We start from the raw sequence: 16,270 nt of genomic DNA on the forward strand, positions 1-16,270 counted from the left end.
ATTATTATGGATAATATGAAGAAATCACTGCTTGTAGTCGGTTCCATAGCTGCGTGTAGTCTTTCCAATCAAGTATTTGCAGCGGCTTCAGACAGCCAAACTATTGATAACGGTGACGGCTCTACGACCGTAACTCAAAAGATCAATGCCAGCAGTACTTCTCCTCACTATGTTGCACCTTCTGGATACGGATTTTCGATCTACAGTAACAAGAATGAAGACTACTCTTGGCAACACAACATCTCTATTCCATCTGGTGATCAAGTCACCTCCGCGACACTCACAATCTATGCTTACGATGTGGATTCTGAAGCTCATCATGGTGAAAATGGGGAGTACGATAGTGTGACGGTTGACGGCACTATGCTCAATCCAGGTTTCCTTCAAGGCACCAACAACAACTGGTCTACAACGGTGTTCGATTTACCACTTGCTTCACTGGAAGACGGCTTGATCAACGTAGACCTCGACATCGATGTGAATGGTGATGGTTGGTTAACTACTCTCGATTACAGCCTATTGACGGTAACCTACACCGAGATTGAGAACGATCCTCCATTCACTCCATCCTTATCTCGCAGCAGCGGTTTAGGCGACAATGACCCACTAGTGGTATCAGTAACAGGCCCGAGCCCAGCCGATCCAGACGGTGACTCAGTCACGTACACTTATCGTTGGTTTGTCGATGTCGGACAAGGCTTCTATGTAGATGATGAGTTCGTCGGCAAGAGTGACAACAATGGTGCTACCCTACCTGCTAACCAGACTGAAAATGGTGAACTGTGGAAAGTGCAGGTGACCGCGGTTGACTCTAACGGTCTGATCAGTAACTTTGCAGAAATCAGTTGGCCAGAGATTGGTGATAGCGATGGCGACGGTGTGGCTGATGCCAATGACTACGCACCAAACGATCCGAATATCGCATTCTATAGCCGAACACCAACAACCGGCTGGCATACATTAGCGTACGAAGATCTATGGCCTTATGAGGGCGATTACGATCTGAATGATTTCGTCACTCGCTACGCTTACGGTGTTTACACCAACGCAAGCAATGAAGTCACTCGATTTGATTACTACGGTCAAGCCGTTGCTCGTGGTGCGGCTGAAAACAACAGCTTTGCGATATCTCTAGCTGGATTGGAAGCATCTGATGTTGGTACGTTAACGCGTACGATCGACGGTGTCACGACAACGGTGACTCCTGAATCCGGTCATAGCGGCGAAATGGTATTCATACTGATTGACAGCGTAAACGAACTATTGCCAGCCAGCAGTTCATCTAACTTCTACAATACCGAAGCGGGTGATAACCGAAGCGCGGTAGATTACAGTGCATCGATAGTCATTGATGGCTCTATGAGCAGCTTGGCACCAAAAGCGTTCAACCCGTTCATTTTCAAAGTAGGCTCTAGAAATAAAGAGATTCACTTAATGAACTACCCGAACACAGACCTAGCCAATACCAGCATATTCGGTGTCGGCGATGATGACAGTGTTGCTGAGAATAACGAGTTCTATCAAACGCAGGCAGGTCTACCTTGGGCATTAGATGTTCCAGCAAATTGGGCTCATCCATACGAGAAAACAGATACCAGCCAAGCTTACCCAGACATCACGCCTTGGGTAGAAAGCGGTGGTGCAACTCATACAGATTGGCACTCTAACCCTGCGCCATCTAAAACGTGGTAACAGAGTCGCTAGCCCAACTGATAAAGAGTAACTAATAAGAAAAAAGCCATCATTACAGATTGAGTAATGATGGCTTTTCTAATGAGTAACGCTGGGCTTTAAAGCATCGTTAAAGTGAGCTTGGCCAAGTTGTATGCATCGACATAACCTGAGTGCTGACGCCCTTCCCACTCGATATTTTGTGCTTCTTGAGCCGCTCGATGACCAATGCGCTTGTCTTTCAAGCGATGTTGAATGCGATACAAGGTCGCGATATTGAGGAACTCGGTAAACGGAGGTTCAATCCCTTTCTCGATACACTCTTTGTGTAAAATCAGGTCGTCGCGCCCCCACGCTGCATAAATCTTATTTGGACCGCCAAAGTTTTTGATCATCGACTGAACCACAGACGCCAATGGGCGACCCTGTTTTTCGATCTTACGCGGTGTAATACCGGTTAATTCCGCACAAAACAGAGAGACTTCATCTTTTTCAGGCTTAACGTAGTACTGAGCGCGTTTAACGATTTCTCCCGAAGCCAGATCAATCTCAGCCAGACCCACTTCAATGATCTCGCCCGTTGTTCCCACTCCATCTTCGTTCCAACAGCACATTTCCAAATCGAAACAAACTACTCGATTGTGATTCATACGTTGCCTAATTCTCTCATCTAAAATTTTAAAGCAGGGATTGTACCTGAGCCTTTTCAAGATCTCGACCCCAAGGCTGTTAAGTGTTCAAATCACCTGCAATTGTCACCTGGTTTCGCCCATTCACTTTACTTTGATAGAGCATGCTGTCGGTAAGTTGAAGAGTTTCTTCTACCCCCTCATTCACGCGAATAGTCGCACCGATACTCAATGTACAACGAAGTGTCTGACCATTGTGCTCACAAACTGTCTCTCGTACCTTATTTAGAATAGAGTCCAAGTAACTCGACAGCTGTTCTCTATCAGCAATAGATGAAAGAATACAAAATTCGTCCCCACCAATTCGGAACAAGTTATCTCCAGATTTGAGACTGACGGAAATAACCTTAACCACGTGCATTAACAAAGCATCACCAGCGGGGTGGCCGTATTCATCGTTGATCGCTTTAAATTTATCAATATCAAACCCAATGAGGCTAAAAGGCTTGTCACTTCGTATGGCATTATCGAGCATTTTATTAAACGCGCGGCGATTGTAAATCTCAGTCAAGCTATCGTGATTAGCAAGAAAACGAAGTTCTTCGGTACGCTTATCGAGCATTTGATAAAGTCTTTCTTTCTCCCTTACTTGCAAGTTCACAATATACGCCAGTAACAGGGAAATCATGGTTCCCACTAGCGCAATACCCGCCAATACCAAATAGCCATTGGAAGAGATGTAAGAGTTGATTTGGTAGTCGACTGTCCATTGTCGATTGGTCAGCATGATATGTTTAGTAATACGCTGCCCATCGATGTCCTCAAACCCGTCAGACTCGAATAAAATAGGGGCATCTTCTGCTTCAAATCCATGATCCGTAACACGAACATGCACATTCATATCACCCACAGTTGAAGCAAGAAGGTTTTCAAAATAGAAGGTTGTACGGATCACCCCAATCACCACACCGAGCAGATTATCGGTTTTTCCATCAAATACTGGGTGGTACACCAACATACCTGTTTTGGGTAGATCGCGACTCAAACCATCCTGTAATAATCGTACTTTATCCGAAATGTTCGCTTTTCGAGTCTCACGTATATTATCTATGATGAGCCTAAAGCGTTCACGGGAGGAATAGAACCCTAAGACTTGATTATTGCGCTCTGTATTTGGATAAACGTCGGTTGCGACAAATGCTGGCTCGCCATCTAGAACGTAGCCATAGGTTTTAGGGCCATGTTTAGGGATAGTGTAGAGTTCAAAAGTTGGGTACAGCGTTTTCATTTTCGCCGTATATTGATCAATTTCATCTGCTGTGACCTTTTGCATCCATTGCAGACCGATAAGACTTTTGGAACCGTTAACGGTTTGCTCAGCGAAACGATCGAACTTATCCCAATGTTGAGGATCATTGGAGTAAAAGAAATTTGCGCCAGAGCCAATATAGGCCACGTCGTTGTCAATAAAAGCTTCCAAACTCAGAGTTTGATGATCAGCAAAGCTGTTTAAGTTTGCCTTTAAGGATCGGCTTTGCGTTATGGCAACAACGACAAGACACAACAGTGTTATCAAAAACGTGACAGAAAAAGTAACTAACGGAAGTGTTCGTTTTTTCAACCCAGTTCTAGGGTCGATAGTATGGGGCATGGACCTTCCAAAACATATTATTTGATTCTAAATTATACACCGACAATATAACAGTCTCTATTACCCTTTAGGGATTATTTTGGATTAGTGCTGACACTATTCACAAACTGCGGACATAAACGGCGATTAAAGCAACAAATCTCGGTTACTTTTCAAGCTAACACACCAAAAAAACCTTTTATCAAAAACATTAAATAAAGCTCTTAGACCTTGAATATGCTAGTATCCATTCATATTTATAGCTTGAAAGAAACTCTCTTACCCCAAGGTAAATGACTCTTCTTTCCAACCAGTATATTCACATATACCAGCGAATATACCGTTAAATCAATCTAAAGAGAAATCACAATGAACTTTGATTTAAACCTTATCCCACAAACGTTTGATATGCTTCACGCAGGTCTAACTGCATCAAGCGTTTTACTACTGCTGATCGCTGTATCTCGCAAATCTAAAGTCGTCGAGAAAGTGGTTGAAAAACCAGTAGAGAAAATTGTTGAAGTTGAAAAGCCGGTTGAAAAGATCGTAGAAGTTGAGAAAGTTGTTGAAGTAGAAAAAGTTATCGAAAAAGTCGTAGAAGTTGAATCTAAGCTAGCAACAGCATCCACGGATTCTGCAATGCAGCTTCTATCTATCATGCAACAAGAAGCTCGCCTGATTGACTTCCTAAAAGAAGACCTAACGTCGTTCTCTGACGAAGAAGTTGGTGCTGCAGCACGTGTTATCCACACTGGCGGCCAAAAAGTACTGAGTGACTACGTAACTCTATCTCACATCCGTAGCGAAGACGAAGAGACGCGCATTACTGTAGCTGAAGGTTTCAACCCACAAGAAGTTCGTCTAACAGGTAACGTAACTGGTAGCGCACCATTCAACGGTACGCTTGTTCACAAAGGCTGGAAAGCAACTGAAATGAAGCTGCCTAAACTGGCTGAAAACTACGATGCGTCGGTTATTGCTCCTGCAGAGGTAGAACTATAATGGAACAGCATAACCACTTATCTCAAGACGCTTCGTCTCAAGAGCAACCAGCACAAGAGCAAGGCGCTAAATACAGCGTAGGTATCGACTTGGGTACTACCCACTGTGTGCTGTCTTTCATTGATACAACTAATGAAGATGCGCGAGTAGAAGTAATGCCAATCCCTCAGCTTACAGCTCCGGGTACAGTAGAAACACGCAGCCAACTGGGTTCGTTCCTATATCAGCCTCACGAACACGAGATGAACGAAGCGTCACGCGTGCTTCCTTGGTCAACAGAACCAAAAGCACTGGTTGGCGCAATTGCTCGTAACCTTGGTTCAAAAACACCAATCCGCCTAATCGCTAGCGCGAAATCTTGGTTATGTCACGGTGGCGTTAACCGTCGTGATGCTTTCCTTCCTGCAGGTAGCTCTGAAGAAGTTGAAAAAGTATCACCGCTGAAAGCCACTGAGCTTTACCTAGAGCACCTAAAAGATGCTTGGAACCACGCTAATCCATCACACCCGCTTTCTGAGCAAGATGTGACAATTACTGTTCCTGCATCTTTCGACCCTGCAGCTCGTGACTTAACGGCAGAAGCAGCACGTAACGTTGGTTTCACTCACCTGACTCTACTTGAAGAGCCACAAGCGGCACTGTACAGCTGGATCGATAACAGCAACGATCAGTGGCGTGATGAAGTTGAAGTTGGCGACATCGTACTGGTTGTCGATATCGGTGGTGGTACGACTGACCTTTCTTTGGTTGAAGTGACTGAAGACGACGGAAATCTAACTCTAAACCGTATCGCGGTAGGTGAACACATCCTACTCGGCGGTGACAATATGGATTTAGCGCTGGCTTACCGTCTGAAGATGAAGCTAGCACAAGAAGGCAAAGAGCTGGCTCCTTGGCAAGTTCAAGCGATGACGCACGCATGTCGTGACGCAAAAGAAGCGCTGCTGAACGATGCCGAGCTGCAATCTGTGCCAATCGTTGTTCCAAGCCGTGGCTCTAAGCTACTGGGTGCAACACTAAAAACAGAACTGACACAACAAGAAGTACAGCAAACTCTGGTTGATGGTTTCTTCCCTAAAGTAGCTGTAACTGATCATCCAGTTCAGAAAACACGTGGTGCACTGACTCAAATGGGTCTGCCTTACGCTCAAGATGCGGGCATCACGCGCCATATTGCGGCTTTCCTATCTAAGCAAGCAAACGCGCTATCAGGTGGCGAAGAAACGACTCAGCAAGATTTCAACCCATTCGCAAACATGCCAGGTATGCCGGGTGCTGAAGCGCCTGCTGCTGATTTCATCAAACCAACGGCTATCCTATTCAACGGTGGTGTTCTGAAATCTAGCCTACTGGCTGATCGTCTTTCAGATACGATCAACGAATGGCTGATCAATGCAGATGCAGAATTTGCTAAGCAACTTTCTGGTCTGGATCTTGATCTTGCGGTTGCAAGCGGTGCTTCTTACTACGGCGCTGTTCGTCGTGGTCAAGGCGTACGTATTCGCGGTGGTATCGCTTCTGCTTACTACGTAGGTATTGAAAGTGCGATGCCAGCTATTCCAGGTATGGCTCCTCCAATGGAAGCACTGTGTGTTGCTCCATTTGGTATGGAAGAGGGCTCAAGTGTTCAAGTACCAAGCCAAGAGTTCGGCCTAGTCATCGGTCAACCGGTTCACTTCCAATTCTTCGGTTCAACGACACGCCGTGACGATGAGGCGGGTACTCACCTTGACCACTGGGCACCAGAAGATCTAGAAGAACTGCCCGAGATCCAAGTGACTCTGCCTGTGTCTGAAGGTCGTCGTGAAGGCGAAGTCGTTCCTGTAACGCTTGCTTCACGCGTCACTGAGTTAGGTACGCTTTACCTAGAAGCAATCGCGACTGACAACGGTCAGAAGTGGCATGTTGAGTTTGACGTTCGTGAAGATTCGAACCAAGACTCAAACGAACAAGCATAATGATTCAACGGCACCTTCGCGGGTGCCGTTATTATATCAAAGCGTGATTCTCTAACGCCGATTGGGATGATCTAGAGAATCTGTTTTCAACCGATACATTGAAATCCAAAGTGATGATATTCCCGACTCAATTGTTTATCACGATTGATGTAATACCTCCTTATCGGGAATGACGTTTAAGAATTACGATAATAAGACCAACTCTTTCAACAAACTGGTCATCACTTGAGAAGAATAAGGTTTTGTATGGCATCTCCTCGTTTCTTAGTCGGTATCGATTTGGGTACCACCAACACTGTGGTGGCTTACTGTGAAATCACCGACGATTTACAACAATCCCCTGTTTCTCTGTTCGACATCGACCAGCTTATTGGCCCTGGCGAAGTGGTCCGTAAACCCCTACTCCCTTCTTTCCGTTATCACCCAGCTCAAGGGCAGATTGCGCAAAACGATCTTACCCTTCCATGGGACGTTGAACCTGTCGCTGGCGATATTAGTAATGTGATTGTTGGTGAATGGGCACGTGAGCTCGGCGCTAAAGTTGAAGGTCGCCAAGTATCCAGTGCAAAAAGTTGGCTCTCTCACCAAGCCGTAGACCGTAATTCGGACATCTTGCCATGGGCTGGTGCCAGCGACGTTGACAAGGTTTCTCCTGTTGTTGCGAGTGCAAGCTACCTCAACCATATCCGCCAAGCTTGGAACTACCGCAACCCAAGTAACAAGCTAGAAGATCAAGATGTTGTGGTAACAGTACCAGCATCGTTTGATGAAACAGCGCGTAAGTTGACGTTAGAAGCAGCTCAACTGGCGGGTCTTAACAAGATCTTACTGCTGGAAGAACCTCAAGCGGTTTGCTACGACTGGTATGCTCGCCACCAGCAAACAGCGGCAGAAGAGCTTGAACAACTGCCGCTGATCTTAGTGTGTGACGTGGGTGGTGGTACGACCGACTTAAGCTTGATTGAAGCACGCTTTAATTCCAACAATGGCGGTGAAGCAGAACTCGCCCTTGATCGTATTGGTGTTGGTGAACACCTAATGCTTGGTGGTGACAACCTCGACTTGGCGCTAGCTCACCTTGCTGAACAACGCTTCAACCAAACCAAAAAGCTCAACGCGTCTAGCCTAACCAAGCTTATTCAGCAGACTCGTAGCGCTAAAGAGAGTCTACTCTCAAGCCAAGCACCAGATGACGTAAAAATCACTATGCTGGGTAGTGGTTCGAAACTACTTGGTGGTACAAAGAGTATTGGATTGACCAAAGCCGAAGTACACCAGATTGCTCTGGAAGGCTTCTTCCCTCTTTCTGACTTTAATGAAGTTCCAGACAAACGCCGCAGTGCGGTGGTCGAGTTTGGTCTTCCTTATGTTGCTGATCCAGCGGTCAGTAAACACATCGCTGAATTCCTAACTCAGCATCAACAAGTGTCAAAAGCTGCATTGGAAAACTCTTCAATCGAGCATGATGAGTCTGCACCAGCGATTCCAGTAGCCATCCTATTGAACGGTGGTGTGTTTAACAGTGACTTGGTAACCGATCGTATCACTCAACTAATGAGTGGTTGGAAAGGCTCGGATATCACCGTATTAGATAACCCGCATCCAGATTGGTCGGTCGCTTTAGGTGCCGTTACCTTTGGTAAAGCACGTCGTGGCGCACAACTTAAAATTGGTGGTGGTGCCGCACGCTCCTACTTCTTGCACCTACAAGAAAAGAACAAGATGGGTAAAGCACTTTGTCTATTGGCTAAAGGTACAGAGGAAGGTCACGAGATTCGTCTAAGCAGTCGTCGCTTCTCTTTAACTCTTGGCGAACCAGTACGATTCAACCTACTGACTTCCACTCATGATCAGATCGCTCACGATACTGCGATTCAAAATGGCGTGATGGTTGACGTCGATGCGGATCTTTTTTCACCGTTACCGCCTTATATCTCAACGCTGGAAAGCTTGGATGACAAAGAGCTTCAAGCTAACCAGAAAGAGCGTGTTGAGGTTCAGCTTGCTTGCCAATTAACAGAAGTCGGCACACTGAAAATGGAGTGTGTAAGTGTTAATGATGACAACCAGCGTTGGTCGTTGGAGTTTGAGGTTCGCAATAAGCAAAGTGATAATACCGAGCAAGAGCAGCTCCACCCTCGCCTTGAAGAGTGTAAAGAGCTCATATCTCGCCTCTACAGTGGGAATAAGAAAAGTGCCGATTCAAAAGAGATTAAGACACTCGCTAAAGATCTTGAAAAGCGTTTAGGGAAACGGGATGAATGGGACTTCACCACCTTGCGTCACCTATTTGACACCTTCTCACTCGGTAGAAAACGCCGCCGCCGCTCTGAAGCCCACGAGAAAAACTGGCTTCGCTTGGCTGGATATTCCATGCGTCCCGGTTTTGGTGATCCAACGGATTCATGGCGTATGGAACAGCTGTGGGGTCTTTACCAGCAAGGTATCCAATTTAAGAATCATCAAGGCTGGACGGACTGGTGGGTATTCTGGCGTCGTGTTGCGGGCGGCTTAAACCAAGAGCAGCAAGAGACCATCTTGGCGGATATTGCTAAGTACCTGCACCCGGGCGCGATGAAGAATCCGAAATCAGCGAAAGATGCGCAAGACCATGGCTATGAGTCTATGGTTCGTTTAGCCGCATCTTTAGAGCAACTGGAAGTAGAAGACAAAGCGCTACTTTCGACTTGGTTCCTTAACAAAGCGATTAATCATAATCAGTTCGAGCAAGCGCACTGGTGGGCTCTGGGTCGTTTAGCGTCTCGTACGCCTCTGTACGGTAGCCAACACAGCGTCATTCCTCGTGAGCAAGCGGAGCAGTGGCTACCTAAGCTACTTGATCAGAACTGGCACAAAGAGCCTATGATCGCCTTTGCAGCCGTCATGATTTGTCGTAAGACGGGCGATCGCTTATTCGATATTTCTGATGATTTCCGCGCACAAGTTATCGACAAGTTGAAGAGCAGTAAAGTACCAGACTCATGGCTAACACTGGTGACTGAAGTGACTGAACTTTCAGAAAGCGAGTCTAAGCGTGTGTTTGGTGATGCGCTACCAAGCGGGCTGAGTTTGATTCAGAGCTAATCCGTTTTAATACGACCACTTGATAATAAAAAAGCCACTTTCGCTGATTGAAAGTGGCTTTTTAGTTTATGTTGGTTACCTTGTTTAACCATTTAAATCGTTGAACCATAACGTGGTTTGTCATTACTAATGTTTTGTTCCGGTTGGGTTAATCGTAAAATCCGTGTGTTCATAAATATCAGACAGTTTTTTAGGTTTCTTCGGTTTTGCTCCTCGTTTAGTTGGCTGATGAGTTTCGTTCAATATCCACTCCTCATGCATTTTTGCCGAATCCAAGAAATCTGGATCTTCCATTGCTTCCTTGCGAAGTTTATTTACACGTTCGAGAGTTTCCCAAATCATAATACTTCACCTCCACTAAGGCAGTACTATAAATTTAGTCCACAGGCGAAAAACTTCAAATAAACTAATGAGATAGCGATCTCATTTTGAGAATCTAGCCAATTATCAGGTCAGTTTTTATCCAATCAGCACGATCAAAAAAGCGAGCATCAAGCCCGCCTTTTTCATCTGATCACGCCAAAAGCATACCGAGATATTACTCTGCGCGATTACCGATCTTCACTGTACCATTGGTTGCAAACCATAGTGCTTGTGAGCGACGACGTCCGAGTAAAATCGGGCCATCATCGTAGAACAAAAAGTTCTTCCAATGCTTCTTAAATACCGACCATTTAGTCTCAAGAACATTGTATTTTTCATAGCAAAAATAAACAGTTACGTCATCTTGCCAGTCAATGAAGTCTAAGATCTCTTGTGGCATATCCGGTTCGTCAGCTTCCCAGTTTTCCATCCAACTGATCTCTTGCTCCCAGTTAGATGCTTTGCTTGGCCAGTCTTGCGAGCTCAATCTATCTGCATCTGGGCTCTGTGGGCTTACATTCTCTTTCCAGAACTGAGAAGCACGCGCCTGTGTCATAGGTTTGATCTTTTCTAAGTCTTCAGCAGGCAATGGCATTGACTGATGAGTGAAAATCCATTTTCTTTGGTATTCGTCCAAAGTTGTATATGACATCAAATTTCCTTAACTTTTAAAAAGCCTTGTTCAATCGGCTTGATATTTTTCCTACCGAGCTTAAACGCTCAGTAAATGCTAATTCTAGATCATCGCGATCATTTCTCTTCCCAATTTGGGTTGATCAATGAAGTGAGGACATGATCCCGCCACTGGCCGTCGATCAAAAGGTAATCTTTAGCAAACCCTTCTTTCTCGAAGCCTAAATGCTGTAATACCGCCGCACTTCTTTCATTATGTGGGATATACCCTGCCATGATGCGATGCATCTTTTGCACTTCAAACATGTAATCCAACGCCATACGAAGCGCTTTGCGCATGTAACCATTGCCCTGCGCATCTTTCGCTAGGGAATAACCCAAGTTACACGCATGAAATGGGAATCGAGATAGGTTACTGAACGACACAGTACCTAACATCTCGTTGGTCTCTGCGTTGATAATCAAGCAGTAATAAGCCAGCCCCATTTTGTGCAGTTCATTGAGCTTAATTAGACGCTGAGCCCAACCAGTGCGTTCAAAGAACGCCTCTTCGCGAGTGGGCTCCCAAGGCTTTAAGTGCTCACGGTTGGCTTGAAAATAACCACTGATCAAAGACGCATCGTCTATTTCTGCAGTACGCACAATCAGGTTACCTGAACGTTTATATAACCGCTCAGGAGTGCTCTTATCTTCCATCAAACGACCCTAATTCTTGCGGATACCATAATCTCGAAGCTTATTGGCAATCGAGGTATGAGACACATTCAATCGCTTAGCGAGTTTGCGGCTCGATGGGAAAGACTGATAAAGCTTCTCTAAGATTTGCGATTCGTAGTCTTTCATTATCTCATCCAGTGAACCGTCTAGGCTAAGATTAGCCATGCCAGAGTTCATGGTTTCTAGCTGCGGCAAATGGAACTGCTCAATCGCTAGAGTATCACCTTCCAGCTCTGTCAGCGCACGCAGCACCATATTATCAAGCTGGCGGATGTTACCCGGCCACTGATAGTTACCAAGCTGCTCAACCAGTTCTGCAGTAAGCTTAGGTTTTAGCATACCGAGCTGCTGTGCGTACTTCGCCACAAAAAGCTCAAGTAGCGGCGCAACGTCATTCGAGCGCTCTCTCAGTGCTGGAATCGACAGTGTCAGTACATTTAAGCGGTAGAACAGGTCTTCACGGAACGAACCAGAGTCTGCCAGTTCAGAGAGCTTGTGGCGCGTTGAAGCGATAATACGCACATCTGCATGCATCTCTTCTTCTTCACCAACACGTCTAAAGCTGCCGTCTTGTAGGAAGCGCAACAGTTTAATCTGCAGGTGTGGGCTCATCTCACCGATTTCATCGAGGAAAACCGTACCGCCATTCGCTTGCTCAAAGATACCTTTATGGCCCTGCTCGTGGTTAAACGAACCTGGAGCATGGCCGAACAGTTCCGTTTCTGCAACATCATCTGGCATTGAGGCACAGCTCAAGACAAGGAAAGGCGATGAAGAGCGATGAGAGCGGTTATGACACGCTTTCGCTAACATCTCTTTACCTGTACCCGTATCACCTTCAATAAGCAGCGGTTGGTCGAGCATCGCCAGTTTCTTAGCTTGGCTGATCAGCGCTTTATGACGGTTAGAGACACCGACAAAATGTTCAAAGCCTAAATTGTTTTGCTCTGATAGTGAATCTTGCTGCGCTTGATCTTGCTGACACGAGCGAATGGTCATTACACCACTTGCCAGCACTGGCTCATTAACGTCACCACCTAGATAAACAGGGAGGATCTCGATAGAGAAGTCTAAACCATCCAAAACCACAACCTGACGATGACGTTTTACGTCACCTTCAATCCAGCGACTGAAGTTGAAGTTAGGGACAAAAGTAGAGATAGGCTCACCCACGACCTCTTTTTCTGTCTTACCAAATAGATTAAGCGCGGCATGGTTAACCATGTCTACTGACCCTTTAAGGTCGATAGAGATAACCGGGTCAGGAAGGTTGGCAAGTAGTGCAATCAGCTCTGTGTTATGCCTTTCACTTGGCATAAACTGAATTTTTCGGACGTCCTTTACACCAGAAATTCGACGAATTTCAGCCATAAGTTCACTAAAGGCATCAAAGTCAATATCTGGGCAATTCAGATAAATAATACCTTTAACATCAATCTCGATACCGCGTAGATCGATGCTTTTGGTTGCTAAAATATCAAGCAGCTCACGGGTTAAACCGAGTCTGTCTTCACACAATACTTCAAGACGCACAAGTGTTCCTATTCAAGGTGTCAGGATAAGTTGACAGTAGTGTGAATTAAGGCCTCTATTCAGTCAAGAAGAAGAGTAAACAGATGTTTACTCTTCTCTCAATAATTATTTAATTGCGATACGTTTCAGCTCGTGAACTACCGCTTTGCGCATATGTGATAGCTTCACTTTGCGATCTTGATGCCAAGGCATTGGTCGCAGCAGTGCCATCGCCTTTAAACCTAAACGGGCTGTTAGTATACCAACACCCAAGCCTTGCCCCGCTCTCGCTGATACTTTGCCCGCCAAGTCCATCGAAACGAGATCCATGCTTGCATCGATTGCCAGCTCACTGGCACCCGCAGCCGCCATGTTCACCAATACCAGTTTGAACAATTTCAAACGCGACCAGTAACCTAACTCAATGCCATACACATCAGCCAGTTTGTCGATCATGGTGAAATTACGCCAAGCCACCAGCAACATATCTGCGGCAGCCAATGGGCTTACAGCGACAAGGGCTGCTGATTCTGTTGAGTATCGTGTAACAAGATTGGTAGCAATCTTATCTTGTTGCGACACGACAATCGCATCGTACATATCTAGCACTTCGGCATCGCTGTGCGCTGGGTTAATGCTGTTCTTCCATTTATCAAACGCTGGCGACTCAGCAATAATGCCGCCCTGCTTGGCGATGTCTTCACAGAAGGCTTTGCCCTTGCCGACGCTATCGCTTTTCAGTAGCACTTCGCTCTGCTCTTGAACACTGAAGTGGTTTCTCAAAGAACGCAGTTTCCACAACTCTTTACCCATAACACCAATACCAAGCGAAGCGATTGCCGCCATAAAACCAGCCCAACCAAGTGATAACCAGTCTGTAGTTTGGATAGCAGTGATAACACTATCGATAGCTTGCCAGCCCACTAAGCCTGCAAAAGCCGCTAGTAGACCTGAAGCCAGCCATTTACGTCCACGACTTGGACGGATGACCTGCTCCAGCTGTTTCTCTGGTTCCCCCTGCTGTTCGCTGTCTTGTTCTACAGCAGCAGGAATGAACTTCTCTTGCTGTTCAAATACGGTCTGTGCATTCAGCTCTGGCGTATCTTGACGTTTTTCCTCATCAGCAAACTCACTATTCAGTGGTTGGTCGAAGACTTGTTTGGTTTTCAATTCACTCATTCTTTCACCCCCTACTTCAGTTTATCGCCAATAAGATATTCAAGTGCTTTGTCCATTCTCACATGCTGACAAGGTTCATCAGAATGCTGAGGCATAGGCCTGAAGCTAGTGAAATCGAAGCTATTCTGTTGCCAATAGTCTTTGTGCGGTAACTTCTTCGGCACTTCACCTGGATACATGGTTTGTGGTTGCCCATCCAATGTGGTGCCTTGCAGCGCTGGTTGGCTACTCGAACCTGAGGCGATGAAGCCTGCACTGGTTGCTTGAATCGACGCGATACTCATGCAGCTCATTTCAATGTGTTCAAAGGCCGCTTGCTGCCAAGCTGGATGAACCATCTGCTGCAGTAAAGACACGAGATTGGGATGCTGATCCGGTGTTACATGATCTGCTTTGGTTGCTGCAAATAGGATCTTGTCGATTTTCGGCGCAAACAGACGACGCAAAACATTGCTACGCCCATATTTAAAGCTCTTTAATAACTGCTCTAGTGCACCACGCATGTCCATGAAAGAGTCATGTCCAGCATTTAGAGGCTGTAAGCAGTCGACCAACACGATTTGGCGGTCAAACGTAGCGAAGTGATTCTTATAAAACGCCTTTACCACTTTCTGTTGGTACTCTTCATAGCGCGCTTTTAATACCGCGTAATTACTCTGTTTGCCATATTTTTCGTTTGGCTCAAGGCAAGGAAAGAACTGAAGCACAGGTGCACCTTCTAGTTCACCCGGCAGGACAAATCTCCCCGGTTGAACCCAATGCAAACCTTGCTCTTTACAACCGTGTAGATATTGAGTGTATGTGTCCGCGATCTCAGCCAAGCGCTTTTCGTCCGCATCGACAAGTAGATCCAGTTCACTTGCTTGCTCTCTCCATACTTGTGCCAATTCAGCGCGCTGACCTTTCAGCGCGGCAAACTGAGACTGACTCCAAGTATCGAAATCCATATCCAGTAGCGGTAAGTCCAGTAGCCACTCTCCCGGATAGTCGATAATATCGAGATACAAGGTGCTATTTTTACTGAGCAGCTTCTTTGCGCCGCGCGCTGGCTTGTACTTGAGTGCCAAGCGAATCTCACTCACATCTCTCGTTGGCACTGGCCAAAATGGTGGCTCTGCATTCAGCGCATCCATCGCCTCATCATAAGAGAAGCGCGGAATCATCATGTTGTGCTGTGGGATGCGTTTTGCGCCAATTAAGCGTCCATCTCGCGCCGCAGTAAACAGGGGCAAGTTATTGTGGGTTGAGGTATGCAGCAGTTGGTTCACTAAGGAAGTGATAAAAGCAGTTTTACCCGCGCGCGATAAGCCAGTCACCGCCACTCTAATATGAGAATCCGTTCCTCGACTGATAAAGTCACTCACTTCTTGTGTTATTTTTTTCATTCGAACGACTCCGTTATACTTGGCTCGCATGCTTAACTGCCTACGAGCACATTTCAAAAACAGGGGATAAGAAAGAGAAGTAAATGAATGCACCTGCCCTGTTTATGCGAAGTATTATCTAACATCATTTCTTAATGCTAGATGAATAAAAGCCCCTGATTATCATTATAATCAGGGGCTTTTGACAATTTATCTGTTTGCATTTTACGATTAATCGTCTTCTATCAACTTATAGATAACAAATAGTGCAATCTCTGCAATCAACCACAACGCACATGTAATTGTGACGTATTTATTATCGAAAATGCTAATCCCTTTCAAGATCAGATCATAACCAACAAAACCACCAATCACTACGGCTAAAATAATCTGGAGGATCTGAATAAAACGAGGCATCCGTTTCTCCTATACTCTTATATCAAACTATGTGTTTATCACTATATCATTGATAATAAGACAAAAGTGCAGGAGTTGCTGCACTTTTCTCTTTTTCGAGCAAAAAATCTA

Annotated in this window: 13 protein-coding genes; 4 read left to right on the top strand and 9 right to left on the bottom strand. The window is 45.7% G+C overall.

Annotated features, from left to right (window positions below):
• Positions 1–6: 6 nt before the first annotated feature.
• Positions 7–1,692, top strand: a complete 1,686-nt coding sequence (locus vsple_RS07995) for an LruC domain-containing protein (protein ID WP_261881680.1) — start codon at positions 7–9, stop codon at positions 1,690–1,692.
• A 98-nt stretch (positions 1,693–1,790) separates the two neighbouring features.
• Here the strand turns inward: vsple_RS07995 and vsple_RS08000 are convergent, their stop codons facing one another.
• Positions 1,791–2,321, bottom strand: coding sequence for a 3'-5' exonuclease (locus tag vsple_RS08000; RefSeq protein WP_032548762.1), 531 nt, complete (start codon positions 2,319–2,321; stop codon positions 1,791–1,793).
• A 79-nt stretch (positions 2,322–2,400) separates the two neighbouring features.
• Positions 2,401–3,951, bottom strand: coding sequence for a sensor domain-containing diguanylate cyclase (locus vsple_RS08005; protein ID WP_261881681.1), 1,551 nt, complete (start codon positions 3,949–3,951; stop codon positions 2,401–2,403).
• Positions 3,952–4,299: 348 nt separating this feature from the next.
• Between vsple_RS08005 and vsple_RS08010 the strand changes: the two genes are divergently transcribed.
• From vsple_RS08010 to vsple_RS08020, 3 genes are all read left to right on the top strand, one after another.
• Entirely contained in the window at positions 4,300–4,932 is a 633-nt protein-coding gene (locus tag vsple_RS08010) for a DUF2760 domain-containing protein (RefSeq protein ID WP_032548760.1), read from the top strand.
• Complete coding sequence (locus tag vsple_RS08015) at positions 4,932–6,890, top strand: Hsp70 family protein (protein WP_261881682.1); 1,959 nt, start codon at positions 4,932–4,934, stop codon at positions 6,888–6,890. Before vsple_RS08010 ends, vsple_RS08015 begins: the two co-directional genes overlap by 1 nt.
• Before the next feature lie 246 nt (positions 6,891–7,136).
• A complete protein-coding gene (locus vsple_RS08020; RefSeq protein WP_261881683.1) occupies positions 7,137–9,974 on the top strand; it encodes an Hsp70 family protein in 2,838 nt (945 codons plus the stop codon).
• 126 nt (positions 9,975–10,100) lie between these two features.
• On the opposite strand, the gene vsple_RS08025 is transcribed toward vsple_RS08020, so the two are convergent.
• The 7 genes from vsple_RS08025 to vsple_RS08055 form a co-directional block, all read right to left on the bottom strand.
• On the bottom strand, positions 10,101–10,316 hold the full coding sequence (locus vsple_RS08025; RefSeq protein ID WP_032548757.1) for a hypothetical protein: 216 nt from the start codon (positions 10,314–10,316) through the stop codon (positions 10,101–10,103).
• Positions 10,317–10,512: 196 nt separating this feature from the next.
• Positions 10,513–10,989 carry a DUF2947 domain-containing protein gene (locus tag vsple_RS08030; protein ID WP_152468896.1) on the bottom strand — a complete coding sequence of 159 codons (477 nt, stop codon included), beginning with the start codon at positions 10,987–10,989 and terminating at the stop codon, positions 10,513–10,515.
• A gap of 98 nt (positions 10,990–11,087) precedes the next feature.
• A complete protein-coding gene (gene rimJ / locus vsple_RS08035) occupies positions 11,088–11,666 on the bottom strand; it encodes a ribosomal protein S5-alanine N-acetyltransferase (protein ID WP_255230571.1) in 579 nt (192 codons plus the stop codon).
• A 9-nt stretch (positions 11,667–11,675) separates the two neighbouring features.
• The gene (gene tyrR, locus vsple_RS08040; protein ID WP_261881684.1) at positions 11,676–13,220 is read right to left on the bottom strand and encodes a transcriptional regulator TyrR; all 1,545 of its coding nucleotides are present in this window, start codon (positions 13,218–13,220) and stop codon (positions 11,676–11,678) included.
• 105 nt (positions 13,221–13,325) lie between these two features.
• Positions 13,326–14,378, bottom strand: coding sequence for a YcjF family protein (locus tag vsple_RS08045; RefSeq protein WP_261881685.1), 1,053 nt, complete (start codon positions 14,376–14,378; stop codon positions 13,326–13,328).
• A gap of 11 nt (positions 14,379–14,389) precedes the next feature.
• On the bottom strand, positions 14,390–15,763 hold the full coding sequence (locus vsple_RS08050; RefSeq protein WP_261881686.1) for a YcjX family GTP-binding protein: 1,374 nt from the start codon (positions 15,761–15,763) through the stop codon (positions 14,390–14,392).
• Positions 15,764–15,973: 210 nt separating this feature from the next.
• Entirely contained in the window at positions 15,974–16,159 is a 186-nt protein-coding gene (locus tag vsple_RS08055; protein ID WP_032548748.1) for a hypothetical protein, read from the bottom strand.
• Positions 16,160–16,270: the final 111 nt, after the last annotated feature.

The organism is Vibrio pelagius, assembly GCF_024347575.1.
Classification (GTDB): Bacteria; Pseudomonadota; Gammaproteobacteria; order Enterobacterales; family Vibrionaceae; genus Vibrio; species Vibrio pelagius.

Coding starts and splice junctions, on each gene's coding strand:
- vsple_RS07995 (WP_261881680.1), top strand. CDS start 7: ATGGATAATATGAAGAAATCACTGCTTGTAGTCGGTTCCATAGCTGCG.
- vsple_RS08000 (WP_032548762.1), bottom strand. CDS start 2,321: ATGAATCACAATCGAGTAGTTTGTTTCGATTTGGAAATGTGCTGTTGG.
- vsple_RS08005 (WP_261881681.1), bottom strand. CDS start 3,951: ATGCCCCATACTATCGACCCTAGAACTGGGTTGAAAAAACGAACACTT.
- vsple_RS08010 (WP_032548760.1), top strand. CDS start 4,300: ATGAACTTTGATTTAAACCTTATCCCACAAACGTTTGATATGCTTCAC.
- vsple_RS08015 (WP_261881682.1), top strand. CDS start 4,932: ATGGAACAGCATAACCACTTATCTCAAGACGCTTCGTCTCAAGAGCAA.
- vsple_RS08020 (WP_261881683.1), top strand. CDS start 7,137: ATGGCATCTCCTCGTTTCTTAGTCGGTATCGATTTGGGTACCACCAAC.
- vsple_RS08025 (WP_032548757.1), bottom strand. CDS start 10,316: ATGATTTGGGAAACTCTCGAACGTGTAAATAAACTTCGCAAGGAAGCA.
- vsple_RS08030 (WP_152468896.1), bottom strand. CDS start 10,989: ATGTCATATACAACTTTGGACGAATACCAAAGAAAATGGATTTTCACT.
- rimJ (WP_255230571.1), bottom strand. CDS start 11,666: ATGGAAGATAAGAGCACTCCTGAGCGGTTATATAAACGTTCAGGTAAC.
- vsple_RS08045 (WP_261881685.1), bottom strand. CDS start 14,378: ATGAGTGAATTGAAAACCAAACAAGTCTTCGACCAACCACTGAATAGT.
- vsple_RS08050 (WP_261881686.1), bottom strand. CDS start 15,763: ATGAAAAAAATAACACAAGAAGTGAGTGACTTTATCAGTCGAGGAACG.
- vsple_RS08055 (WP_032548748.1), bottom strand. CDS start 16,159: ATGCCTCGTTTTATTCAGATCCTCCAGATTATTTTAGCCGTAGTGATT.